The following is a 23,650-nucleotide window of genomic DNA, read 5'->3' on the forward strand; positions in this document are numbered from 1 at the left end:
TTATGGAGATTGCTATGTTGAAAAAGACCGTATTGGGCCTGACCGCAGGCGCCCTGCTGCTGAGCGCCGGTTCCGCACTGGCGGCGGACTACAAGATCGACAAACAGGGCCAGCACGCCTTTATCGAGTTCCGCATCCAGCATCTGGGCTACAGCTGGCTGTACGGCAGCTTTAAAGACTTCGACGGTGGCTTCACCTTCGACGAAAAAGATCCTTCGAAGGACAAGGTCAACGTGACCATCAATACCGCCAGCGTCGACACCAACCATGCCGAGCGCGACAAGCACCTGCGCAGCGCCGAATTCCTCAACGTGGAGAAGAACAAGCAGGCCAAGTTTGAATCCACCGAAGTGAAGAAAAACGGCGACGGTTATGCGGTGGTCGGCAACCTGACGCTGAACGGCGTCACCAAACCGGTTACGCTCGATGCCAAACTGATTGGCCAGGGCAACGATCCGTGGGGCGGCTACCGCGCCGGCTTTGAAGCCAACGGCAAGATCAAGCTGAAAGATTTCGGCATCACCACCGATCTGGGCCCGGCGTCGCAAGACGTTGAGCTGATCATCTCCGTAGAAGGCGTGCGCGAGAAATAAAAAAAAGCCCGGCTTGGCGGCCGGGCTTCTCATTTCCTCAGGCTCAGCGGGCTGGGCCTTCTTCTTCCGGTGCCGGAATGTGCATCGTGGTCTGCAGCAAGCCTTTCGACTTATTGAAGATCTTGACGCCATTTTCACGGCCGGCACGGCGCGCGCGCTGCTCTTCGCGCGGCAGCTTCAGCTCTTCGCGGCAAATCTCGCTGCAGCATCCTTCAAACTTGGCGGCGCAGCTCGGGCACTGAATGAACAGCAGATGGCAGCCGTCGTTCTTGCAGTTGGTATGAGTGTCGCACGGCGCGCCGCACTGGTGGCAGTTGGCGATCACATCGTCGGAGATGCGCTCGCCCATGCGCTCATCGAACACGAAGTTTTTGCCGATAAACTTCAGCGGCAACCCCTGTTCTTTCGCTTTGCGGGTGTACTCGATGATCCCGCCTTCCACGTGGTAGATGTTTTTAAAACCGTTGTGCAGCATATAGGCGCTGGCTTTTTCACAGCGAATGCCGCCGGTGCAGTACATGACGATATTCTTGTCTTTGCTGTCCTGCAGCATCTCCACCGCCATCGGCAGCTGATCGCGGAAGGTATCCGACGGCACCTCGATGGCGTTTTCGAAGTGACCGACTTCGTACTCATAGTGGTTGCGCATATCGACAAATACCGTATTCGGATCGTCGATCATCTGATTGACGCGCTCGGCCTGCAGATACTCGCCGACGTTGCTCGGATCGAAACTTTCGTCATCGATGCCGTCGGCCACGATACGCTCACGCACCTTGAGGCGCAGCACCCAGAAGGATTTGCCGTCGTCTTCGAGCGCGATATTCAGGCGTACCTGATCCAGCGCCGGGTGCGAGGCGAACAGCGCGGCTTTGAACGCGTCGAAGTTATGCTGAGGCACGCTGATCTGCGCGTTGATGCCCTCTTTCGCCACGTAGATGCGGCCAAACACCTTCAGTTTTTCAAACTGAACGTACAGGCTGTCGCGAAACGCCTTGGGATCGTCGATGGAGAAGTATTTGTAAAAAGAAACTGTGGTGCGCGGCTCGGTTTCCGCCAGCATGCGCGCCTTCAGTTCCTCATTAGAAATTCGGTTATGTAACACTGGCATGGTGTACTTTCCTGTCTTTCGGGAGGTGACTGATTACCGCGCGCAGCCAGCAGGCCCACGCGCGGCGCACATCATACCCGAAAAACCGCCGCCGCGCAGCCCTGGCGCAGCGCCCCGTTCAGCGCCCGCCACCTTCGGTAAACGCGGAAGCCACCATACCGAGCGCCATCATCACGCCGGCAAGCGCCAATATCGCGTTCATTTGCAGATGTGCGCCGACGCTGCCGACCGCCGCACCCAACACCAGCAGCCCCGCACTGATCCATGATGCCAACATATTTACCCTCTAAATAATTACCGACAATAATATTGCCATTATCTTTGGCAGGAAAGATTGTGGAAAAATTCGGCATTCGATGCATATTTAACGCCCCAAAAGGGATTTTAATGCGTTGTGTTTTCCCGGATCGCCAGAAAAATGCCACAATAGTCGCAAACAAACGGCAGAAACGAACCTTGCCGCCGAGTTCACCCGGCAGCCAGACCGTGCGATGACGCTGTCATTACACTTAAACAACCGTATTCAAATAGAGAACCCATGACTCAAGTTCCTACTTTCAATCGCTCCTTATTGCACCCGCGCTACTGGCTGACCTGGGTCGGCATCGGCTTGCTGTATCTGCTGGTGTTGCTGCCTTACCCCGTCATCTACTGGCTCGGCACCTCGATTGGGCGATTTTCCATGCGCTTTCTCAAGCGGCGCGTCGCTATCGCCCAACGCAACCTCGAGCTCTGTTTTCCCGACATGCCGCAGGCCGAACGCGATGCGCTGGTGGTAAAGAATTTCGAATCGGTCGGCATGGGGCTGTTTGAAACCGGCATGGCGTGGTTCTGGCCCAACTGGCGCATCGAGCGCTGGTTCAAGGTCAGCGGCCTGGAGCATATCCAAAAAGCGCGCGACAACCAGCAGGGCGTGCTGCTGATTGGCCTGCACTTTTTGACGCTGGAGCTGGGCGCGCGCATCTTCGGCATTCACAACCCGGGCATCGGCGTTTACCGCCCGCACGACAACAAGCTGATGGACTGGCTGCAAACCTGGGGGCGCATGCGTTCCAACAAGTCGATGCTGGATCGCAAGGACGTCAAAGGCATGATCCGTGCCCTGAAACAGGGCGATATCATCTGGTATGCACCGGATCACGACTACGGCCCGCGCAGCAGCGTTTTCGTGCCGCTGTTCGCCGTGGACAAAGCCGCCACCACCACCGGCAGCTATGTGCTGGTGCGGATGGGTAAACCGGCGATCATTCCGTTCACCCCGCGTCGCCTGCCGGACGGCAAAGGGTATGAGCTGATCATGCAGCCGGCGGTGGAAAACTTCCCGCTGGATAATGAACTCGACGCCGCCGCCTTCATGAATAAAGTGGTGGAAAAAGAGATCCTGATGGCGCCGGACCAATACATGTGGCTGCATCGCCGCTTCAAGACCCGTCCGGAAGGCGAGCCTTCGCTTTACTGATAAAACCAACCCGCCGTCGGCGGGTTTTTTATTGCGTGCCTCTTGAGAATCGCTGGCGAGGGTGGGATGGTAATGCCTTTGCCGACACCCCAGGAGCCGCTATGTACATTGTCAGCCTGACCTACCATCGCCCGATCGCCGACGTCGACAGCCACCTTGACGGGCACATCGCCTGGCTTAAGAAATATTTTCAGGACGGCACCTTCGTCGCTTCCGGCCGCAAGAATCCCCGCACCGGCGGCGTGATCTTGGCCAAGGGCATTGAGCGTGCGCAGCTGGACGCCATCCTGGCCGAAGATCCATTCAACGCCGTGGCCCACTACGAGGTCATCGACTTTAGCGCGACCACCACCGCCGCCGGTTTCGAGGCGCTGGCCGGCTTATAAAACGCTGTAAATTCCGCGCGCTAAGCGCGGAATAAGGTTTAAACGCCATTTTTAAAACTTTATTTCATTTTTCGCCCTATTTCCGTCCTCTGGTTTGCCGTTGCCACGCAGGCGGCGCATACTTACCACGCTAACTTTCACGTTTTGCCCATCATCTCGCCACCGGCAAAACGCGTCACCTTTCGGCAGTGGACATTTATGGCTTCGGCAGCAGAACCCGTTAACTGGAAACGCAATCTTTTCGTCGCCTGGCTGGGATGTTTTCTCACTGGCGCCGCCTTCAGCCTGGTGATGCCGTTTCTTCCGCTGTACGTAGAGACGCTGGGCGTAACCGGCCATCAGGCGCTCAACATGTGGTCCGGTCTGCTGTTCAGCATCACCTTCCTGTTTTCCGCTATCGCCGCGCCGTTTTGGGGCGCCCTGGCCGACCGACGCGGCCGTAAACTGATGCTGCTGCGCTCCGCCCTGGGCATGGCGATCGTCATGGTGCTGATGGGCATGGCGCAAACGGTCTGGCAGTTTCTCGCGCTGCGCGCGGTGCTGGGGCTGCTCGGCGGGTTCATCCCCAATGCCAACGCGCTGATCGCCCCCCAGGTGCCGCGCAACCGCAGCGGCTGGGCGCTGGGCACCCTGTCAACCGGCGGCGTCGGCGGCGCGCTGGTCGGCCCGCTGATCGGCGGTTTGCTGGCCGACCTTTATGGTCTGCGCCCGGTGTTTTATATTACCGCCGCGGTGCTGTTCGTCTGCTTCGTGCTGACGCTGCTGTATGTCAAAGAGCAATTCACCCCGGTGCAAAAACGCGACATGCTGCACGCAAAACAGGTGTTCGCCTCGCTGAAGAACCCGAAGCTGGTGCTCAGCCTGTTCGTGACCACCATGATCATTCAGATCGCCACCGGCTCGATCGCACCGATCCTGACGCTGTATGTGCGCGATCTGGCCGGCGCCACCCATAACCTGGCGTTTATCAGCGGGCTGATTGCCTCGGTGCCCGGCGTCGCGGCATTGATGAGCGCCCCACGGTTGGGCAAGCTGGGCGATCGCATCGGCCCGGAGCGCATTCTGGTGTTTATGCTGATCGTCTCGGTGCTGCTGCTGATCCCGATGGCGTTCGTGCAAACGCCGTGGCAGCTTGGGGTGCTGCGTTTTCTGCTGGGGGCGGCCGACGGCGCGCTGCTGCCGGCGGTACAGACGCTGTTGATTTATAACTGCACCAATCAGGTAGCCGGCCGAATCTTCAGCTACAACCAATCGTTCCGCGACGTCGGCAACGTCAGCGGTCCGCTGCTCGGCGCTGCAGTCTCCGCCGGCTACGGTTTCCGCGCGGTCTTCGCCGTCACCGCTTTAGTGGTGCTGTTCAACGCCGGTTATTCCTGGTGGTGTCTGCGACGGCGGCCGGGCTATTTGCGGGAAGACACGCTGCAGGAAGAACAATAGCTGCATTTATCGCCAGCTTCCTCCGTTGGCCGGATCAACGGCGTATTTCCCCCACTTTTAATAATGCCTCCTTCGGGCCGGCGATTTTTCGTCCCACCCAGAATTTTCTTATCTCAACATTTTGTTTATCAACAAAAAATAACTTTCAGCACATAAAACCCGCTGTCAATCATATTCCTGTCACAACCAACAGAAAAACCAGAAAAGGAGATGCTTGTCGACTTTTCGTCTAAAAAATGGGATACAGGTACTAGACAAAACCAACGACCAGTTATCAAATGGTTAAATAATATCACGCCAGATGTGAAACATCGGCCAAGTGAAGAAAAGGTCAGCACACTTTCCACGGTTTATCAGCGTTGCAGCCACGGTGTTTGTCGGGTAATCCGCATTGGGCGGATCGCCTTTATTAAATACACATACATACCACAGTACGGGCTGCAGCCTTGCAGCGCCTTTTATTGGGAAATCGTTATGCAATCCTCTGTCAATAAGTCAGAAAGCCGGACCTTCTTCGGCCATCCCTATCCGCTGGGTTCTCTGTTCTTCACCGAAATGTGGGAGCGTTTCTCGTTCTACGGCATCCGTCCGCTGCTGATCCTGTTTATGGCCGCCACCGTGTACGACGGCGGTCTGGGTCTCGCGCGCGAGAACGCGTCGGCGATCGTCGGCATCTTCGCCGGCAGCATGTACCTGGCGGCACTGCCGGGCGGCTGGCTGGCGGACAACTGGCTCGGCCAACGCAAGGCCGTCTGGTACGGTTCGATCCTGATCGCGCTCGGCCACCTGTCGATCGCCCTGTCCGCGGTGATGGGCACCAACCTGTTCTTCATCGGCCTGATGTTCATCGTGCTCGGTTCCGGCCTGTTCAAGACCTGTATCTCGGTGATGGTCGGCACGCTGTACAAAAAAGGCGATGCGCGCCGCGATGGCGGTTTCTCGCTGTTCTACATGGGCATCAACATCGGCTCGTTCATCGCTCCGCTGATCTCCGGTTGGCTGATCAAGTCACACGGTTGGCACTGGGGCTTCGGCATCGGCGGTATCGGGATGCTGGTGGCGCTGGTGATCTTCCGGGTGTTCGCCGTCCCGGCGATGAAACGCTATGACCGCGAAGTGGGCCTGGACTCAACCTGGAACAGCCCGGTAGCGAAGAAAAAAGGCGTCGGCGCCTGGTTGCTGGCGCTGGCGGTCATCCTGGTGGCCGTCATCGTGCTGATCGCTCAGGGCACCATCGTCATCAATCCGGTCGAAGTGGCCAGCATGCTGGTGTACGTGATCGCTGCGTCGGTCACCCTGTACTTCATCTATCTGTTCGCCTTTGCCGGCCTGAGCCGCAAAGAGCGCGCACGCCTGCTGGTGTGCTTCATCCTGCTGATCTCCGCTGCGTTCTTCTGGTCGGCGTTTGAGCAAAAACCGACCTCGTTCAACCTGTTCGCCAACGATTACACCAATCGCATGATTGGCGGCTTCGAGATCCCGGCGGTGTGGTTCCAGTCGATCAACGCCCTGTTCATCATCCTGCTGGCGCCGGTGTTCAGCTGGGCCTGGCCTGCGCTGGCACGCAATAACGTGCGTCCGAGCAGCATCACCAAGTTCGTGATCGGTATCCTGTGCGCCGCCGGCGGTTTCGGCCTGATGATGTTGGCCGCGCAGAATGTGCTGAGCAACGGCGGCACCGGCGTATCGCCGATGTGGCTGGTGGGCAGTATCCTGATGCTGACGCTGGGTGAGCTGTGCCTGAGCCCGATCGGGCTGGCCACCATGACGCTGCTGGCGCCGGAGAGAATGCGCGGTCAGATGATGGGGCTGTGGTTCTGCGCCAGTGCGCTGGGCAACCTGGCGGCCGGTCTGATCGGCGGTCACGTCAAGGCCGACCAACTGGATATGCTGCCGGATCTGTTCGCCCGCTGCTCAGTCGCGTTGCTGATTTGCGCCGCCGTGCTGATCGTGCTGATCGTGCCGATTCGCCGCATGCTGGAAAATACCCAGTCCAAGAACGCGCAAAAACCGGCGACTAACGCCTGACGGATAGCCCGTTTTATCTCGCAAACCGGCGCTCGATGCGCCGGTTTTTTTATGCTTGCCAGGCCTGATGCTGCAATACCACCCGGTAGCCATCGGGATCTTCAAAGGTTTGCCCCGCCCGATCCCAATAAGGATTATAGGCGGCGACCGCCAAGAACCCCGCCGCCCGCATCCGCTCACACGCGGCCCGCCATTCGCTCTCATCCGGCAGATAAAATACCAGCAGATGATCCTGCGTCGGCGCCTGTCCGACCCGTACCCCGCGATGCTGCGTGAACTCCAGATGGTAGGCATGCTGCGGATGCCCGATCATTATGCCGTCGAACCCCTGATGATCGACAAACTCGCCCAGCTTTTCGAAACCCAGCCCGCGGCAATACAGCGTCGCAATCTCTTGCAACCGATCGGTCGGGCGCGCGATGCGCAACACCGCTTTGGCTATCGACATGTACTCTTCCTCCTCATGATAACGTCATACAGCGCCATGCCCGCCAGCATCGCCAGCAGGAACGGCCATACCCGGCTTATCTCCACCCCGGCCAACACCCAGGCGGGGCCAGGGCAAATACCCGCGATGCCCCAGCCGATGCCGAACAGCGCGCTGCCCGCCAGTAAACGGCGATCCACACGCCCGGCGGCCGGGATCTGCAACGTTTCCCCCAACAGGCTCCGTTCGCGTCGCCGCGCCCACAGGAAGGCCGGCGCCGCCACCGCGATCGCCCCAGCCATCACCAGCGCCAACGAGGGATCCCACTGGCCGGTAACGTCGAGAAACGCCAACACCTTGGCCGGATTGGCCATGCCGGCAATAATTAACCCCAGACCGAAAATGACGCCACTCAGCAGCGCCAACAGCGTTTTAAGCATTTTCACCCCCCCAACGTATGGCGCATCAGCCACACGGTCATAAAGCCCAGCAGCATAAACAACGCCGTGGCGGCCAGTGAACGCGGCGCCAACCGCGCGACGCCGCACACGCCGTGCCCGCTGGTGCAACCGCTGCCCAATCGAGTACCCAAGCCCACCAACAGCCCTGCGGCCGCCAGCCAGCCGTTGCCAACCGAGATCTCACCGGATGGCAACGTCGCAGCGGCAGCATATAGCCACGGGGAGAGCAGCAACCCGCCAATAAATGCGGCGCGCCAGCCCCGCTCCAGGCCACCCGCGCTCAATAAACCGCCGGTAATGCCACTGATACCGGCGATCCGGCCGTTGAACAACAGCAGCAGCGCTACCGCGCCGCCGATAATGGCCCCGCCCGTCAACGCGGAATACGGCGTGAAGTGCTGCCAGTCAATGGTCATCGCGGTTCTCCGGCTGTGGGCAATACAGTTGATACAGGGTCGCGAGCAGCGCCAGCGCTTTGGCATCGGCCACCGCATAGTAAATCTGCTTGCCGGCTCGCCGGGTGGAGACCAACCCCTCCTCGCGCAGCACGCCAAGCTGTTGGGACAGCGTCGGCTGGCGGATATCCAGCGCCTGCGCCAGTTCGCTCACCGCCATCTCGCCCTGACTGAGCCGGCACAGCAGCAGCAGCCGATCTTCGTTGCCCAGGGTACGCAGCATCGCACCGGCCTGCGCCGCCGCCTTGCGCATCGCATCAATATCCATTGCCCCTCCTTCAGTTTATAAAATTATATAATATAATTTTATAAACCATTTTACCATGCCGCGCCACAGACTGGTGTGAAACAGCGACGCATGGCATGCTGTCCTCCCCCTTTTGCCGCGCGGAGCCTGCTTACGATGCTGCTTTTTCACGACGTTCTGCCGCCCGATCGGCCTGTCCGGCCATTAGCCAGGGATTATCGCCACGGCGACAGCGAGCCGGGCCACTACCATAACTGCGCGCAGCTGATCCACAGCCTGAGCGGCGTGGTGCAGGTCACGACCCGGCTCGGTAGCTGGGTGGTGCCGCCCGGCCGCGGCGTCTGGGTGCCGGCGAAAGTGGTGCACAGCCTGCGTATCACCGGCCAGGTGGCGGCCAGGACGTTGTTCGTCGATCCGTTGGCGCGCGCCGATTTGCCGGCCCAATGCCAGGTAGTGCAGGTTTCCCCGCTGCTGCGCGAGTTGATTATCTGTGCGATGGAGATTGCGCCCGGCTACCCCAGCGGCGGGCGCGATGAGCGCGTGATGGAACTGATTCTGGATGAGTTGCGAATGCTGCCGATCCTGCCGCTGCACCTGCCGGAACCTCGCGAAGCCTCGTTGCTCGCCCTGTGCCGCCATATCCAGGCCACGCTGGCGCAGCCCTGGACGCTGGAACAGGCTGCCGCTCATCTCAGCGTCAGCGGACGCACCCTGTCGCGGCGCTTCCTGCGAGAAACCGGGCTACATTTTAGCGACTGGGTGCGACGCGCCCGTTTGCTGGCGGCATTAAACGCGCTGGCGACCGGTCGTTCGGTGTTGGAAGTGGCGCTGGATCTCGGCTATGACAGCCCCAGCGCGTTCAGCGCCATGTTCCGCCGGCTGCTGGGAGTAGCACCCAGCGACTATTTCAGTCGGACTGCGCCGACGTTGGCGCCAGATAGCGCCCGGCGACGTTGAACAGTGCCTGCAGCGAGGCGCTGGCGGAGTCGACGTCGATGCCAACGCCATAAGTCGCCTCACCTTGCGGCAGCGTACAGCGAATATAGGCCACCGCTCGGCTATCGCTCTGATGCCCCAACGTATGCTCGTGGTAATCCTCGATCGCCAGCGGCAAACCGAAGCGCTGACGCAGTGCATCCACCGCGCTGGACAGCAGACCGTTGCCGGCCCCCTGCAGACGCAGCGGCTCTCCCTCGCAGGCAACTCGCGCGTTGAAGCTGTAGGCCTCTACCCCATGGCTTTCCGTCTGGTAGCTTAACAGCTGCAAACGCGGCTGCTCCACCAGCCCGTAAGTATCGCGGAATAAGCGCCACAGCTGCGCGCCGCTCATTTCTTTGCCGCTATCGTCGGTCGCGCGCTGCACCACCTGGCTGAAATCAATCTGCAAACCACGCGGCAACGCCAGCCCATGATTCTGCTCCAACAGCCAGGCGGCGCCGCTTTTGCCGGACTGGCTGTTGACCCGGATCACCGCCTCATAGCTGCAACCGACATCGGCGGGATCGAGCGGCAGGTATGGCACCTGCCAGCGGCCATCTTGCCGCTGCCGCTGTGCGGCGAAACCTTTCTTGATCGCATCCTGATGCGAACCGGAGAAGGCGGTAAACACCAACTCGCCGGCATAAGGATGGCGAGGATGCACCGGCAGCTGATTGCACTGCTCCACCACCTCCACCACCTGCTTCAGGCGGCTGAAGTCGAGACCCGGCGCCACGCCCTGGGTATAGAGATTCAACGCCAGCGTGACCAGATCGACGTTGCCGGTGCGCTCTCCGTTGCCGAACAGGCAGCCTTCGACCCGATCGGCGCCGGCCAGCAAGGCCAGCTCCGCACAGGCCACGCCGGTGCCGCGATCGTTATGCGGATGCACGCTGATCGCCACATCGGCGCGACGGCTGAAGTGACGGCAGAACCATTCGATCTGATCGGCATACACGTTGGGCGTGCTCACTTCCACCGTCGCCGGCAGGTTGATGATCATCGGCCGCTGCGGCCCCGGCTGCCAAACCTCCGCCACTGCTTCGCAGATCTCCAGCGCAAACTCTAACTCAGTAAAACAGAAGGTTTCCGGCGAATATTCGAAGCACCAGGCGGTATCGGGCTGCGCCTCGCACTGCCGGCGAATGCGCCGCGCGCCGTTCACCGCCAGCGCCACGGTCGCCGCCTTATCCTGGCGGAACACGATATCGCGAAACATCGGCGCCGTGGCGTTATACAGATGCACAATAGCCCGCGGCGCCCCCTGCAGCGCCTCGAAGGTGCGATCGATCAGATCGTCACGTGACTGCGTCAGCACCTGGATCGTAACGTCGTCCGGGATCAGCCGCTCGTCGATCAGCGCGCGTACAAAGTCAAAATCCGTTTGCGACGCCGAAGGGAACGCCACCTCGATCTCTTTGAAACCACACTGCAACAACAATTGATAGAATTCGCGCTTGCGCGCGTTATCCATCGGCTCCGCCAGCGCCTGGTTGCCGTCGCGCAGATCGCTGGAGCACCAGCGCGGCGCCTGCCGCAACGTACGCGCAGGCCATTGGCGGTCCGGCAACGCCACCGGCGGGAAAGGTCGGTATTTGCTTGAAGGGTCGATTAACATGGGCTTCTCCTGACGCCAGAGTGAACGATCGCGTCATTATTTCCCGCCATCGCCTCCTCTTCTCCCGCTTTGCGGACAACCATCGTCGCAAAGCGGACAACAAAAAAATTTGCATCCTGCGCCAGTGAGACAACAATTAGTTTTGACGTTTCCCCCACCGCACCGGCAATGCGCCGGACGCTTTACTCTCATTGTCAACGGAGGCGAACATGAGCCTGTATGCAACCCTGGAAGAAGCCATCGAGGCCGCACGCGAAGAGTTTATCGACACCGCCGAAGGCGGCAGCGGTGACGAACCGCCGGTGCCCCAGCAGTTCAATCTGCAAAAGTACGTGATGCAGGATGGCGACACGATGTGGCAGGCGGAGTTCTTCGAAGAAGAAGGCGAGGCGGTGGAATGCCTGACGCTGCGCAGCGGTGCGGCGGCGCAGGCGATCTTCGACGGTGACTACGACGAGGTGGAAATTACCGCCGAGTGGATAGATGAAAACACCCTTTACGAATGGGAGGAAGGCGACTTTCAGCTCGAACCGCCGCTGGATACCGAAGAAGGCCAGGCCGCAGCCGATGAGTGGGATGAACGTTAACCCGCACCACGCTTTCATCGCCAAGGAGGCCGCATGATTATTCGCCGGGCCCGCCCTACCGACTACCCCGCCATTTTGCAGCTGCAGGGGGAAAACGTGCCGGAAGCGCTCGACGAGCGCCAAAAACGGCAGGGATTTATCGTATCGCGCATGAATGAGGCGCAGCTGGCGGCGATCAACCGCGGCATCGGCATATGGGTGGCCGAACAGGAGAACCAACTGGCGGGGTTTGTTTGCCTGATGCCCGCCGACGTGCAACCGCGCCCGCCGGTGGTGGAGGCGATGCTGGCGACGCTCGCCACGCACTCATTCGCCGGACGGCCGCTGCGTGAGCAGCGGGTATTTCTCTACGGCCCGGTCTGCCTCGGCATGGCCTGGCGCGGCAAAGGCGTATTAAAGCGCCTCTACGCCGCAGTCAAAGCGCACACCCGCCATGATTACGACGTGGGCGCACTGTTTATCGACGACGACAATCCGCATTCGTTGGCCGCTCACGTGCAAGGGCTGGGGATGACGGTGCTGGCGCCTTTCCATTGCGGGCAGCAAGGCTATCAGCTGGTGGTGTTCGCCACCCGCTGAACGAAGTTACTCGTAGGGGCCATGCTGCGCATCGAACGGCAGCATAAAGGTGTCCACCACCATCGACAGCGGCACGTCTATCACCGTGACGTAGCGCCAGGGCGTATCGCGCAGATCCCACTGCACGCCGGGATAGTACTGGTGGCCATGCCCCGCACCGGGCACGGTGCGGCTGATAATGCTGCCGCAGCCGGTGAGTGTCATCACGCCGGCCAGCCGAAGATAGGAAGAGAGCTTCACGACATTGACTCTGAGCAAGGGGTTGTTTCGCGAGTGAACAACGCATCGGCCGCAGTCTATCACAGTTCCCTTTCTCCACCGGTACCGGCGCACGTAAGCAAAAGGTAAAAAAACGGGGAATGCGCCATGCGCATTCCCCGTCTGAGCGTTGCCGATTAGCAATTAACGCCGGCCCGTAGGGTGCGCCAGCGGGTTGTGCGGCAACTGCTGATAATGCTCACGCCAGGCGGCGCCTTCCGGCAACAGCCAGACGCGCTGATGCAAACGAGCCAGCGTGACCGGATCGCTCAGCAGCTCCAGACGTTTGCCCTTCACCAGCTTCTCAGGCCCTAACTGTAGCGCTTCGTTCACCCGCTCCTCACGATTGCGATCGAGCGTCGCGCGCAGATGGTGACGCGCCGTCGCCAACGCCGTCGCCAGCGCGTTGAAGGATGGATTGACCACCGCATGCATAAAGCCGTTGGTCAGCGCGCGGTTGCGGTTGAGATGCAGATATTCTTCCGTCGCCAACAGCTCACGCGGCGGATTGTACTCTTCCGGGATCAGGAACAGCTTGGCGCGTTTGCTTTTCATGCCCAGCGTTGCGCGGCTCGACAACACCGACACAAACGGCGACAGGATCAGCGAGAACACGATCGGCGCCAACCACCACAGGAAGCGCAGATCCAGCCACGCCATGCCGCCGGCCCACACCAGGCCCAGCAACATCTGCGAGCCATGGCGGCGGAACGCTTCGCCCCACGGCGTATCATCATCGTCACGCTGCGGCGAATTCCACACCACCTCCCAACCGAGGAAGGCGCTCACCACGAACACGGTATGGAACAGCATGCGCACCGGCGCCAGCAGCACCGAGAACAGCATTTCCATCAGCATCGAAATGAACAGACGGAACGCCCCGCCGTATTCTTTCGCGCCCTTGGCCCAGATCAGCACAATACTGAGCAACTTCGGCAGGAACAGCAGCACCAGCGTGGTGGAGAACAGCGCTATCGCCAGCTCGGGCCGCCACTGCGGCCAGACCGGGAACAGCTGCCGTGGCTGCAGGAAGTATTGCGGCTCCATCAGCGTATGCACCACCTGCAATGCGGTGGAGAGCGCCAGGAACATAAACCACAGCGGCGCCGACAGGTAGGACATGACACCGGTAAGGAACACCGCGCGGTGCACCGGGTGCATGCCTTTCACCAGGAACAGGCGGAAGTTCATCAGGTTGCCGTGACACCAGCGACGGTCGCGCTTCAGCTCGTCCAGCAGGTTTGGCGGCAGCTCTTCATAACTGCCCGGCAGATCGTAAGCGATCCACACGCCCCAGCCGGCGCGGCGCATCAGCGCCGCTTCAACGAAGTCGTGCGACAGGATAGACCCGGCGAAAGAGCCCTCGCCCGGCAGCGGCGCCAGCGCACAGTGCTCGATAAACGGCTTCACGCGGATGATGGCGTTGTGCCCCCAGTAGTGCGACTCGCCCAGCTGCCAGAAATGCAGGCCGGCGGTGAACAACGGCCCGTAAACGCGGGTGGCGAACTGCTGCACGCGCGCATACAGGGTATCCATGCCGGACGCCTTCGGCGCCGACTGGATGATGCCGGCGTTCGGGTTGGCTTCCATCAGGCGCACCAGCCCGGTGAGGCATTCGCCGCTCATCACGCTGTCGGCATCCAGGATCACCATGTAGCTGTACTCACCGCCCCAGCGACGGCAGAAGTCGTCGATGTTGCCACTCTTGCGTTTGACGCGGCGGCGGCGGCGGCGATAGAAGATGCGGCCGTGGCCATCGACATCGCGGCACAGCTCCATCCACGCCTTTTGCTCGGCCACGCAGATGTCCGGATCGTAGCTGTCGCTCAGCACGTAGATATCGAAGTGTTCCAGCTGACCGGTCGCGGCGACGGACTCATAGGTCGCACGCAGGCCGGCGAACACGCGTTCGACGTCTTCGTTGCAGATCGGCATGATCAGCGCAGTGCGGTGCGCCGGGTTGATCGGCTCATCGCCCTTGATGGTGGAGGAAATGCTGTATTTGTCCTTGCCGATCAGCAGCTGCAGGAAGCCCATCAGCGCGGTCCAGAAACCGGCCGAGACCCAGCAGAACAGTACGGCGAACAGGATCAGAATGCCGGTTTGCAGCACATACGGCAGCAGCTGCAACACCGACTGCATCAGATCCTGATCCAGCATGGCGATAGGATCGATCAGCGCCCAGCCCTGATAAGGCAAGATGGTTTTCATGTACCAGGTGGCGATGCCGGTTTGCACCAGCATCAGCACCAGCAGCACATAGCGGCGCATGGAGCCGACGGTACGCCAGCGGTTCTCGGCCTCGGCCTCCTCTTTGGTGGCGTGCCGATTGTGCGGCGACCGCCCCAGCAGAGAATCCCAGAAGCGCGCCACCGGGTTGGTGCGCCAGGCTTCCGGGAACATGGTGGTGCGTTTGATCGGCGGCGTCGCCTTCAGAATGGCGCGCCCTTCGGCGTCGGTATCGAAGTCGTCATCGCTGACCGCATCCGGCCAGGCGTTTTCGATACGCGGTTTGACCGAGGCCAGCGCCACGTCATCCGCCGACAGGCTATTAACGTTGGCGTCGGCGGCGCCCATCTGCCGATGGAGCGCCTCCAGTGCCTGAGCGCCATCCGCCGTTTGAGGGTTGAGCGCCTCCGACCGCTCGGCGGTCAGAGGCAGCGCCGCAAGATAATCCTGGGCGGGTTGAGTAGGCTTATTCATTGGCAGGTAGCTGATAGCTCCAGGTTTCCGACAGAGTCTTATCGCCATTGACCAGCGCCGCACGCATTTCTACCGGCTTCTTGTCGTCTTTCACTTTCAGACGCACCGTCAGGCGCCAGCCTTTGGTCACTGGGTTATAGCGGACGTTGTTTTCTACCATCTCACCGTTGTCGCCGATGCTAATCTGAGAGGCGACCGGGGTATTGGCGTCCAGCCCTTTCAGCACCGGGCCAACGAAGTCGACCAGGAAGGCCACGCTGCCGTCTGGCTCGCGGATCAGGTTGGACTGCTTCACGTCGCCGGTCGAACGCATGGTACGGGCCACATAGGCGATATCTTGCGAATGCAGTTTGTCTTCATCGCGGGTGAAGTTCAAACGGTAGCTCAGCGTCAGCGGCTTTTTGGCTTCCGGCAAGGTATCCGGCGTCCAGAACGCGACGATGTTGTCGTTGGTTTCATCCGCCGTCGGGATCTCCACCAGTTCGACCTTGCCTTTGCCCCAGTCGCCCTTCGGTTCGATCCAGGCGCTCGGGCGCAGATCGTAGCGATCGTCCAGATCTTCGTAATCCTTGAAGTTGCGGCCGCGCTGCAGCAGACCGAAGCCTTTCGGATTCTCGACGGTATAGGTGCTGACGGACAGGTGTTTAGGATTGTTCAGCGGACGCCAGATCCACTCGCCGTTGCCGGCGTGGATAGACAGACCGTTGGAATCGTGCAACGCCGGGCGGTAGTTCAGCGTCGGCGACGGCTGGTTCGGCCCGAACAGGTACATGCTGGTCAGCGGCGCCAGGCCCAGTTTGCCCACCTTGTCGCGCAGGAACACTTTAGACTCGACGTCCACGGTGGTGTCGCGGCCCGGGATCACCGTGAAACGGTAAGCGCCGGTGGCGCGCGGGGAATCCAGCAGCGCATAGATCACCAGGTGCTTGTCGCCCTGCTTCGGACGCTCAACCCAGAATTCGCGGAAACGCGGGAACTCTTCGCCGGACGGCAAAGCGGTGTCGATAGCCAGGCCGCGAGCGGAAAGCCCGTAAACCTGTCCTTTACCCACCACGCGGAAATAGCTCGCGCCCAGCAGGCTCATGATCTCATCGTTTTTGTCGGCGCTGTTGATCGGATAAAGCACCTTAAAACCGGCAAAGCCGAGGTTTTTCACCGATTCAGGGTCGTGTTTGACCGAACCGAAGTTGAAGTAATCCGGGCTGTACTTGATCTGTTTTACGCTGGTGGAGGTGACTTCGTTGATTTTCACCGGCGTATCGAAGTACATCCCCTGATGATAAAACTCAAGCTTGAAAGGGGTTTTCAGCTTGCTCCAATAGGCTTTATCGTGATTGAACTGAATCTGCTGATAGTCTGCGAACTTCATCTCGCGGAACTGAGAAGGAAGGTTGCTTTTCGGGGCTTCGAAACCTTTCGCCGCCAGATCCTGCGCCTGCTTGGCGACATCATCAATAGAAAAGGCCCAAGCCGGCGAACTGAACAGCGTGAACAATACGGTCGCACCTAACCAACGAACGCTCGCGGCGCGTGGTTGTCCGGATAATATATTAACTAGCACATCCCCCCCTATTCGTGTGCTCAAAGCATTTAAATCCATATTAATGGATTACTCAGCTTTCCGACAACATGATAAATGGATGGTTCATGTTTACGGCTCATTGTTTAAGCAGCTGATGGAACACCAGCGTAGCAAGCCGCGCAACAAGACGCTATGGAAAAATGCGGGGGGCTATAGTAGGGTTCCGGATAACAATTTAACGTTTGACGACTTATTAAGCGTGTTAATGAACTCTCGATTAAATCACCAGCGGTAATCTATGACTAAAGGCAGCAAACAGCGCGAGTTTTTCCTCGACTCCATCAGAGCCTATTTGATGTTGCTCGGCATCCCGTTTCACCTCTCCCTGATTTATTCCAGCCACGCCTGGGCGGTGAACAGCGCGTCGCCCTCCTTTTCGCTCACGGTGCTGAACGACTTCATCCACGCCTTCCGCATGCAGGTGTTCTTCGTGATATCCGGCTACTTCTCCTACATGCTTTACGAGCGCTACGAGCGCCACCAGTGGCTGAAGGTCAGGCTGGAGCGGGTAGCGATCCCGCTGTTGAGCTCCATCCCGCTGATCACGGTGCCGCAGTTTTTCATGCTGAAATATTTCACCGACAAATTAAACGGCTGGGATGAATTTTCTCTCTATCAGAAAATAAATGTAACAGTTTGGGAATTGGTTTCTCATCTGTGGTTCTTATTGACGCTGTCATTGTTAACCTGCGCCTGTTTTTATCTGTTCCGTAAAATCAAGCGTCAAACTCGTGAATATATTCCAACGCTAATAAACAGAATGCGTGGATTAGGAAACATCTCACTGTATTTCTTTATTTATGCGGTATGCTGTTCGGCCGCGCACCGCATTATTTTAATTTTCGCCCCGCAGCTATTATCCAACGGCCTGTTCAATTTCGTGGTGATGGAGACGATGTTCTACTTGCCGTTCTTCCTCCTCGGCGCCTATGCGTTTAAGTATGTGTGGCTTAAGGAGATTTTTCTGCGCCGTTCGCCGCTGGCGCTGCTCGGTTCGCTGCTGCTGTTTATCGCATATATGCTGAACCAAAAGCTGTTGGCGCACAGCAGCTATATGTTCGAGCTGGAAGTGGTGATCAAAACCCTAATGGGGATCCTGATGACCAACGTCGTGTTCTCTTTCGGGCATAACCTGCTGAATTATCACTCGCCGCGCATCACCTATCTGGTCAACGCCTCGCTGTTTATATATCTGGTGCACCATCCGTTGACCCTGATATATGGCGCTTTCGTGACGCCGTATATCGGCAACAACCTGTTGGGATTCTTGCTGGGCCTGCTGTTTGTGTTCTCTCTGGCCTTCGCGCTATATGAACTGCACAAGCGCATTCCGGTGCTGCGCTTCCTGTTCTCCGGCAAACCGCAATAACCTTGCCCCTGTAAACCCGACCGTTTGCAGGGGGCTTCTGTCATATTGCCGCCGTGTAAAAAGCCTATACTGGTGGTTTGCATACAGAGCACACATTGCTCAGCCTGGCGTCGACCGTTAAGGCAAAGTGATACGGCTGCATAGATAACCTAGCCGTTATAACTGCAATGCATAAGTAGAAATCCGGATCCCTGCCTTACGGTAGTGATTGGGCTCAACACCCCCGAAGGGCTGCGCGATCGTTTAATTTATTCGGTGGCGTTAGCTGCATCTCCCTTCCGTCACGACAGAGAGGATTTTGAATGACCGATAAGAACACCCCGGCTCAAGAAGCCATAGCGGAAAACGCCACCCTGCTGAAGATCCTCGGCAGGTTGCTGTCCGCGCTGGACGCTTCGATCAGCGGCAAAGAACGCAGCGTTTTGGTCGCTGAGCTTTCCAACTTCAATCTCGACGGCATTTCTGAAGCGGAAAGCAAGCTGGCCACCGAGCTGATCAAACGGGCGCTGGAATCGCTCGATCATTAATCCTACCGCGCCTGCAAACCATTAAGCCTGCCTGCGCGGGCTTAATGGTTTTTCCCACCGTGCAAACCCGGCATTGTTGCCAAAGCAGAAATACAGCAGCCTGATAATGTTGGATAAAAGACAGCATTCTCCCTCTTCCCCTCACTTTATTCGGTTAATCGCACCAAAGGGCAATAATTGATCGGTTGTTTTCGCAATCAGCCTTGGCGTTTTACCCACTAAACACGTTATCATCGACACCAGCGCAGTGCCCCTATCCCCCAGCCTCAGGAGAGCGATATTTTGGATGCCAGCACCATTAACAGTTTGTTCGTCATCGGTGCCGTGCTGGTGGGGGCAAGCATTCTGCTCAGCTCATTTTCTTCCCGGCTCGGCATTCCGATCCTGGTGATCTTCCTGGCGATCGGCATGCTGGCCGGCGTCGATGGCCCCGGCGGCATCGTCTTCAGCAATTACCCGGTCGCTTATCTGGTCAGCAACCTCGCGTTGGCGGTGATCCTGCTCGACGGCGGCATGCGTACCCGGGTCAGCTCTTTCCGCGTCGCCCTGTGGCCGGCACTCTCTCTCGCCACCGTCGGCGTAGTGATCACCGCCGGCCTGACCGGCATGGCCGCCGCCTGGCTGTTCAATCTCGATCTGCTGCAGGGGCTGCTGATCGGCGCCATCATCGGTTCCACCGACGCCGCCGCGGTCTTCTCTCTTTTGGGGGGCAAAGGTTTGAACGAACGCGTCAGCGCCACGCTGGAGATCGAATCCGGCAGCAACGATCCGATGGCGGTGTTTCTCACCATCACGCTGATTGCGATGATCGCCGCCGGGGAAACCGCACTGAGCTGGACCTTCCCGCTGCATCTGATGCAGCAGTTCGGCATGGGCATCGTCTTCGGTCTGGGCGGCGGCTGGCTGCTGCTGACGCTGATCAACCACATCAAACTGGCGGACGGCCTCTATCCGCTGCTGGCGGTAAGCGGCGGTATTCTTATTTTCGCGCTGACCACCGCGCTGGACGGCAGCGGCATTCTGGCGGTGTATCTGTGCGGCCTGCTGCTGGGCAACCGGCCGATCCGCAACCGTCACGGCATCGTACAAACCTTCGATGGCCTCGCCTGGCTCAGCCAGATCGGCATGTTCCTGGTGCTCGGGCTGCTGCTTAACCCGCACGAGCTGCTGCCGATCGCCATCCCTGCCCTGCTGCTGTCGCTGTGGATGATCCTGTTCGCCCGCCCGCTGTCGGTGTTTATCGGCCTGCTGCCGTTCCGCAGCTTTACCCTGCGCGAGCGCGGCTTTATTTCCTGGGTCGGCCTGCGCGGCGCGGTGCCGGTGATCCTGGCGGTGTTCCCGATGATGGCCGGGCTGCCCAACGCCCAGCTGTTCTTCAACGTGGCGTTCTTCGTGGTGCTGGTCTCCCTGCTGCTGCAGGGCACCACGCTGTCGTTTGCCGCCAAAAAAGCCAAGGTGATCGTGCCGCCGGCGCTAACGCCGATCTCCCGCGTTGGGCTGGACGTGCACCCGGAAAACCAGTGGGAACAGTTCGTGTATCAGCTTTCGGCGGAAAACTGGTGCGTCGGCGCGGCGCTGCGTGAGCTGAAAATGCCGCCCAATACCCGCATCGCCGCCCTGTTCCGCGGCAAAGAGTTGCTGCACCCGAGCGGCAGCACCCGGCTGCGAGAGAACGATATTCTGTGCGTCATCGGCCATGAGCACGATCTGCCGATCCTCGGCAAGCTGTTCAGCCAGGCGCCGGCCGTGACGCTCGACGAGCGCTTCTTCGGCGACTTTATACTGCAATCCGATGCCCGTTTGAGCGATATCTCGCAGGTCTATGGCCTCAATCTGCAAGACGACGTGGACGAGCAGCAGACGCTGGGGCAGTTCGTCATTCAGCTGATCGGCGGTGAACCGGTGATCGGCGACCAGGTGGAATGGGACGGTCTGACCTGGACCATCGCCGAAATGGACGGCAATCAAGTCAGCAAGATAGGCGTGCGGATCGTGACCGACTAACGCTGCCGCTCAGGCGCCGGCCTATCAGATGAGGGAACTTCTGGCCTTAAGAACGCTCTTAATCTCTATCACGATGTATGCAGTACGGCGCCGCCAAATTATATCCCTTTGATATAACGGCGCCGATAGGGATTAGGGAAGTGAACGGCAAGACTCGATTTCTTTCGGTGATAGTGATCATGGCGCTGGGCGTAGCGGTGCTCGATCTCGGCATCGCCGGTTTGGTCCATAGACTTTTAATTGGATAATTTCAACGTGACGCAGCAGGAACAAGAAAAAGACATTCTGGGGAAAATACTGGTGACGGTGTCCGCGCTTTGCCTGATTCTGGTGGCGGCGTTCCTGATCTGGGGATTCGTGCTGGATTGACGCCGCGCGACGCTCAGACATAAAAAAAAACCGCGCGCGGTTTTTTTTATGGGGCAGGCGATCAGATCTTGCAACCTTCGCAGTCCGCTTCGTCTTCGAGGAACTCGGGGACCTCTTTTACCTTCTGCGCCGCTTTTTCTTCGGCTTTCGCCAGTTCGGCATCGATATCAAAATCGAAAATATCATCACTCATCGCTTGGTCCTCATTCTGCTTCGCGTTCAAACGCTGAGTATAATCGACAAGCCGCCGGCCGGAAACCTTTCAGTTCGCCGCCGCCAGCTGAGACGGCTCATCCTGCGGCTTTTTTCCGTAGGCCATGTCGTACACGTCGTAGAAATCGATTTCGCCCTTGTTGCCGATGATGATTCGCATCTTCTGTTTCAGCGCGGCGCCGATGGACGGCTCATCCAGCAGCTGCTGCACCGCATAAGGCGACAGCGCGCGGGTGAAGTACCATTCGCCGTTGTAGCAAACCCGCAAATCCAGCACCCCGATGTCCTCGAAACGATACACCGGCCGGATCTCGATCAGCAGCATGGCGAACATGAACAGCACGAAAGCGGTGAAGCCCAGGAAGGCATACATCCCCATATACGGCACCTGATACATCACGGCGATCACCGCGAAGTAACCGGCGAACATGGCAAGGCACAAATAGCGGTGAGTGCGGGCGAATTCGCTGTTGAAACGCGGCTTGCCGTCGCGCCCCTCGCGCCGATTGATCTGTTCAATCTCTTTAACCAAGATGCTTTTAATCGCGTCCATCGTTACAACCTTATGCTGGAAACAGCATTGCCATCAAATCTCACCGCTAAAAGTAACACAAGTACAGTTTTGCCGGGTAGATCAGTTAGCCAACTTAATGGCGGCAACTGTTATAGTTCGGCTTCAGCGCGGCTGAGCGGCTTTGCCTTGCGCAAACATGAACATGCGCTGGGCGACGTCGTCGGCCTGTTTGATTTTTTGCTTTTGCGGTTCGTTGCTGCGTTGAATGGCGCGGGCGTAGGCGATTTCATGGGCCTGATCGATCATGGCGATGATCCGGTCACGTTCGACCTTCTCCATATTGCCCAACATGGTGGTGATAATCGCCTGATAAGCGTTGGATGCGGCGGTCAGCGCTTTCTCTCTCGCCTCAAGGGCGGCGACGCGTTGCAAGAGCTCCTGCAGTTGCTCGGAGTGAGACATATCGACCTCCTGTTGCCGGGCAGCAAGCCTGCCTGATTACAGTTTAGCAAAGGATCGAAAGAGAAAGAGGAAGGAAAGCCAGCGGTTACGGTAAAGCACACCCGAAAATCCCAACGAGGAGCCGATAGTGCAAATCAACCCGGGTGCGCTTTACGATAAGCGCGGTGAGATGAAGGAAAGAAAGCTGGCGCGCTATGCAGGACTCGAACCCGCGTCTATCAATTTTCAAGCCAAAACAAGCCATTATAAAACCAATCACTCTGCCAACTGAGTTAATAGCGCGTTCCTTCGCTTCGGGGCGACATTATCCATAACAACATTATGGACTCAAGCTTTTTTAGCATAATGTCATGCATTTACGGATAAGTCTTAGGTAATCGATAGCGTTCTGGCATTAAGGCAGCGCAATAATCCGGTAATCGCCGGCCATGAGCGGCTTGCACAGAATCTTGTAGCCATCGCTGTCAAAGTGGCTGGCCGCGCTCTGCAGCAACTTCGCCTGCGCCAGATTGCCGACCGATCCCAGATAAAACCAATTGTGGATCACATGGTACTGACGCAGCGCCTCGCCCTGCTCCTCCAGCGCCACGCGCCCGGCGAACGGCCAACAGACGATGCGTAGCTGTTCAAGCGCCGCGCTGAGCCGCAGAGCATGTTCCTGCGCCGACTCCACGCCACAGCAGGCGCCGGCGCACTTGCGCAGGCTATAGCGGAAGCAGGCTCGCCCCGCCGGCAGCTTGTCGATCCCCAGCCTGCCGTAACATAAACGATGCTCGTCGGCGATGGCGCGCAGCTTTTCCAGCGCGGCGTGGCGATTGGCAAACAGCCCGTAGAGATCGGGCGTGACGGCGAAGTCGATCTCTTTGGCGTGAGCAATCGTCACCACATCTGCCTGCAAGCGCAGCGCACACAGCTGTTTCGAGCGCCGCAGACGTTTGTTGAACAGCGGCTGTTGTTGTTTGATCAACTGCGCCTCCAGCAGCAATGCGCCCAACTCACCGGCGGTCTCGATAAAGCTGATGCGTCGGGTTTGGCGCAGCATTTTTGCCTCGTCCTGCGCGCGGAAGTGCGCCATCACCCGGCTGCGTATATTGACGCTTTTACCGATGTAAAGCGGCAGGCTCTCGCTTTGACCGTGAAACACATACACGCCCGGCCCTTTGGGCAACGGCGCCAGGCAGGCGCGCAGGTGCTCCGGGTATTGATAAATGTCGAGTTCCGGCTCGAGGCGGTTTGGCATCATGGCGGTGGCATTATCCTGCTGATGAATGAATACTGGTTTT

Annotated in this window: 26 protein-coding genes and 1 tRNA gene; 12 read left to right on the forward strand and 15 right to left on the reverse strand. The window is 58.9% G+C overall.

All coding sequences use genetic code 11. The features are described 5' to 3' along the window. Positions 1-14 precede the first annotated feature (14 nt). Positions 15-593 (forward strand): YceI family protein, encoded by a 579-nt coding sequence (locus L085_RS19145; RefSeq protein WP_015377429.1) that lies wholly within the window; start codon positions 15-17, stop codon positions 591-593. 43 nt (positions 594-636) lie between these two features. Here L085_RS19145 and L085_RS19150 read toward each other — a convergent pair whose 3' ends face one another. Next, on the reverse strand, positions 637-1,704 hold the full coding sequence (locus L085_RS19150; RefSeq protein ID WP_015377428.1) for a rhodanese-related sulfurtransferase: 1,068 nt from the start codon (positions 1,702-1,704) through the stop codon (positions 637-639). Positions 1,705-1,822: 118 nt separating this feature from the next. Continuing rightward, positions 1,823-1,981 (reverse strand): hypothetical protein, encoded by a 159-nt coding sequence (locus L085_RS19155; RefSeq protein WP_015377427.1) that lies wholly within the window; start codon positions 1,979-1,981, stop codon positions 1,823-1,825. 261 nt (positions 1,982-2,242) lie between these two features. Between L085_RS19155 and L085_RS19160 the strand changes: the two genes are divergently transcribed. The 4 genes from L085_RS19160 to L085_RS19175 all read left to right on the forward strand — a co-directional run bounded on the left by L085_RS19160 (position 2,243) and on the right by L085_RS19175 (position 7,014). Then, entirely contained in the window at positions 2,243-3,163 is a 921-nt protein-coding gene (locus tag L085_RS19160) for a Kdo(2)-lipid IV(A) acyltransferase (protein ID WP_015377426.1), read from the forward strand. A 101-nt stretch (positions 3,164-3,264) separates the two neighbouring features. After that, entirely contained in the window at positions 3,265-3,549 is a 285-nt protein-coding gene (locus L085_RS19165; protein WP_004927842.1) for a YciI family protein, read from the forward strand. Positions 3,550-3,747: 198 nt separating this feature from the next. Beyond that, positions 3,748-4,986, forward strand: coding sequence for a multidrug efflux MFS transporter MdtG (mdtG, locus tag L085_RS19170; RefSeq protein WP_044031486.1), 1,239 nt, complete (start codon positions 3,748-3,750; stop codon positions 4,984-4,986). Between the two features lie 474 nt (positions 4,987-5,460). Continuing rightward, complete coding sequence (locus L085_RS19175) at positions 5,461-7,014, forward strand: peptide MFS transporter (RefSeq protein WP_044031487.1); 1,554 nt, start codon at positions 5,461-5,463, stop codon at positions 7,012-7,014. 49 nt (positions 7,015-7,063) lie between these two features. On the opposite strand, the gene L085_RS19180 is transcribed toward L085_RS19175, so the two are convergent. From L085_RS19180 to L085_RS19195, 4 genes are read right to left on the reverse strand one after another with little or no spacing between them, the layout of a single operon-like run. Next, the gene (locus L085_RS19180; protein WP_044031488.1) at positions 7,064-7,462 is read right to left on the reverse strand and encodes a VOC family protein; all 399 of its coding nucleotides are present in this window, start codon (positions 7,460-7,462) and stop codon (positions 7,064-7,066) included. Further along, a complete protein-coding gene (locus L085_RS19185; protein WP_044031489.1) occupies positions 7,453-7,881 on the reverse strand; it encodes a YeeE/YedE family protein in 429 nt (142 codons plus the stop codon). The genes L085_RS19180 and L085_RS19185 overlap by 10 nt, the downstream gene beginning before the upstream one ends. Positions 7,882-7,883: 2 nt before the next feature. Continuing rightward, the gene (locus L085_RS19190; RefSeq protein ID WP_044031490.1) at positions 7,884-8,318 is read right to left on the reverse strand and encodes a membrane protein; all 435 of its coding nucleotides are present in this window, start codon (positions 8,316-8,318) and stop codon (positions 7,884-7,886) included. Continuing rightward, positions 8,308-8,625: a metalloregulator ArsR/SmtB family transcription factor gene (locus L085_RS19195; RefSeq protein ID WP_004927863.1), complete on the reverse strand. Its 318-nt coding sequence runs from the start codon at positions 8,623-8,625 to the stop codon at positions 8,308-8,310. The genes L085_RS19190 and L085_RS19195 overlap by 11 nt, the downstream gene beginning before the upstream one ends. A 135-nt stretch (positions 8,626-8,760) precedes the next feature. Between L085_RS19195 and L085_RS19200 the strand changes: the two genes are divergently transcribed. After that, on the forward strand, positions 8,761-9,561 hold the full coding sequence (locus L085_RS19200) for a helix-turn-helix transcriptional regulator (RefSeq protein WP_044031491.1): 801 nt from the start codon (positions 8,761-8,763) through the stop codon (positions 9,559-9,561). Here L085_RS19200 and leuA read toward each other — a convergent pair. Then, positions 9,512-11,200: a 2-isopropylmalate synthase gene (gene leuA, locus L085_RS19205; protein ID WP_044031492.1), complete on the reverse strand. Its 1,689-nt coding sequence runs from the start codon at positions 11,198-11,200 to the stop codon at positions 9,512-9,514. The genes L085_RS19200 and leuA overlap by 50 nt on opposite strands. 209 nt (positions 11,201-11,409) lie before the next feature. On the opposite strand from leuA, the gene L085_RS19210 reads away from it, so the two are divergent. Both L085_RS19210 and L085_RS19215 read left to right on the forward strand, forming a co-directional pair. Continuing rightward, positions 11,410-11,787 (forward strand): MysB family protein, encoded by a 378-nt coding sequence (locus L085_RS19210; RefSeq protein WP_004927872.1) that lies wholly within the window; start codon positions 11,410-11,412, stop codon positions 11,785-11,787. Between the two features lie 33 nt (positions 11,788-11,820). Next, positions 11,821-12,366, forward strand: a complete 546-nt coding sequence (locus L085_RS19215; RefSeq protein WP_044031493.1) for a GNAT family N-acetyltransferase — start codon at positions 11,821-11,823, stop codon at positions 12,364-12,366. A gap of 6 nt (positions 12,367-12,372) precedes the next feature. Here L085_RS19215 and L085_RS19220 read toward each other — a convergent pair whose 3' ends face one another. From L085_RS19220 to mdoG, 3 genes are all read right to left on the reverse strand, one after another. Beyond that, positions 12,373-12,606, reverse strand: a complete 234-nt coding sequence (locus L085_RS19220) for a YceK/YidQ family lipoprotein (protein WP_044031494.1) — start codon at positions 12,604-12,606, stop codon at positions 12,373-12,375. 162 nt (positions 12,607-12,768) lie between these two features. Next, positions 12,769-15,327, reverse strand: coding sequence for a glucans biosynthesis glucosyltransferase MdoH (gene mdoH / locus L085_RS19225; protein WP_015377416.1), 2,559 nt, complete (start codon positions 15,325-15,327; stop codon positions 12,769-12,771). After that, positions 15,320-16,888: a glucans biosynthesis protein MdoG gene (mdoG, locus tag L085_RS19230; protein ID WP_004927882.1), complete on the reverse strand. Its 1,569-nt coding sequence runs from the start codon at positions 16,886-16,888 to the stop codon at positions 15,320-15,322. Before mdoG ends, mdoH begins: the two co-directional genes overlap by 8 nt. Before the next feature lie 259 nt (positions 16,889-17,147). Here mdoG and mdoC point away from each other — a divergent pair, with 259 nt between their 5' ends. From mdoC to L085_RS25900, 4 genes are all read left to right on the forward strand, one after another. Next, positions 17,148-18,278, forward strand: a complete 1,131-nt coding sequence (gene mdoC / locus L085_RS19235; RefSeq protein WP_044031495.1) for a glucans biosynthesis protein MdoC — start codon at positions 17,148-17,150, stop codon at positions 18,276-18,278. Positions 18,279-18,580: 302 nt separating this feature from the next. Then, positions 18,581-18,805 carry a hypothetical protein gene (locus tag L085_RS19240; RefSeq protein ID WP_004927891.1) on the forward strand — a complete coding sequence of 75 codons (225 nt, stop codon included), beginning with the start codon at positions 18,581-18,583 and terminating at the stop codon, positions 18,803-18,805. A gap of 282 nt (positions 18,806-19,087) precedes the next feature. Further along, a complete protein-coding gene (locus tag L085_RS19245) occupies positions 19,088-20,809 on the forward strand; it encodes a potassium/proton antiporter (RefSeq protein WP_015377414.1) in 1,722 nt (573 codons plus the stop codon). Between the two features lie 240 nt (positions 20,810-21,049). Continuing rightward, positions 21,050-21,178: a hypothetical protein gene (locus L085_RS25900; RefSeq protein ID WP_016928228.1), complete on the forward strand. Its 129-nt coding sequence runs from the start codon at positions 21,050-21,052 to the stop codon at positions 21,176-21,178. Positions 21,179-21,239: 61 nt separating this feature from the next. On the opposite strand, the gene L085_RS25905 is transcribed toward L085_RS25900, so the two are convergent. From L085_RS25905 to cho, 5 genes are all read right to left on the reverse strand, one after another. Continuing rightward, positions 21,240-21,371, reverse strand: coding sequence for a hypothetical protein (locus tag L085_RS25905; RefSeq protein ID WP_015377413.1), 132 nt, complete (start codon positions 21,369-21,371; stop codon positions 21,240-21,242). 69 nt (positions 21,372-21,440) lie between these two features. After that, on the reverse strand, positions 21,441-21,944 hold the full coding sequence (locus L085_RS19255; RefSeq protein WP_015377412.1) for a YlaC family protein: 504 nt from the start codon (positions 21,942-21,944) through the stop codon (positions 21,441-21,443). Positions 21,945-22,067: 123 nt separating this feature from the next. Further along, on the reverse strand, positions 22,068-22,367 hold the full coding sequence (locus L085_RS19260) for a sigma-S stabilization anti-adapter protein IraP (RefSeq protein WP_021504894.1): 300 nt from the start codon (positions 22,365-22,367) through the stop codon (positions 22,068-22,070). Positions 22,368-22,552: 185 nt separating this feature from the next. Beyond that, positions 22,553-22,649, reverse strand: a tRNA-OTHER gene (locus L085_RS19265). A gap of 112 nt (positions 22,650-22,761) precedes the next feature. Beyond that, a complete protein-coding gene (gene cho, locus L085_RS19270) occupies positions 22,762-23,610 on the reverse strand; it encodes an excinuclease Cho (protein WP_044031496.1) in 849 nt (282 codons plus the stop codon). Positions 23,611-23,650: the final 40 nt, after the last annotated feature.

Source organism: Serratia sp. FS14 (genome assembly GCF_000695995.1).
Lineage (GTDB): Bacteria > Pseudomonadota > Gammaproteobacteria > Enterobacterales > Enterobacteriaceae > Serratia > Serratia nematodiphila.